Annotated in this window: 1 pseudogene; it reads left to right on the top strand. The window is 37.6% G+C overall.

Annotated elements, in window-relative coordinates:
* Positions 1-588: 588 nt before the first annotated feature.
* Positions 589-814 (top strand): annotated as a pseudogene (locus tag L693_RS31485) (alpha/beta hydrolase); the annotation flags it as partial.

An 814-nucleotide genomic window follows, 5' to 3' on the forward strand; every position in this document is an offset into this window, starting at 1 on the left:
GAGCGATTCGCTCATTTTGAAACTGACGAGATAAAATATCTCTTTTTGCTCCAGCTCCGTTCAGCCTTGCGGCATGACCGAAACCTTCGCAGTTTACTCACTCGTTGTTCAGTTTTCAAAGATCAAACATTTCTTTTTCGCTGACTCAGTTCGTCGCCTTATCAAATCTTACATCTTATCATGTCCGAACCAACTTTGCAAGATTTTTTTAAAAAATCTTTTTTTGTAACACTCGCTCGCAATATTGTATTTCTTGGCCGGAATTAGAATATATCATACTAGATATTTAAATGCAACCTTTTTTATTAAATTGTTTATAACCTCCCGTATTACTCATTACAATTCAATTCAAAGTCTGATTTTCCTTTAATATTAATGATTTGACAAGGAAAGGATGGGTAAACATGATAAGAGAACGCCATCGCCATAACCACCCACCCTCTAATAGAGAATAGACGGATATTACAGAACTCCATTTTGATGGTTTACATGAATCTTCAGCAAGTCACAAACCACACAAAAGAAATTTTGTTTCATATGACATTAGCTGATGATTAATTATAACACTATAGAGGAGTAGATCTTCAAATGAAGCAACGAAGGCGAACATGGACGAGAATTGTGTTTTTTGTCATCTCTTGCTTACTACTTGTCGTTATCTCTGGGTTTGTTTATGAGTGGATTGCATCCAAACAGGATAAATTGCAATATCCTCCTCTGGGGAAAATGGTTGACGTCGGAGGCTATCGACTCCATATTCGCAAACTTGGTAGCGGCACTCCGACAATACTGCTTGAATCGGGAAGCGGGGAAA

It is taken from the genome of Paenibacillus sp. 1-18 (assembly GCF_000520755.1).
Taxonomy (GTDB): domain Bacteria; phylum Bacillota; class Bacilli; order Paenibacillales; family Paenibacillaceae; genus Paenibacillus; species Paenibacillus brasilensis.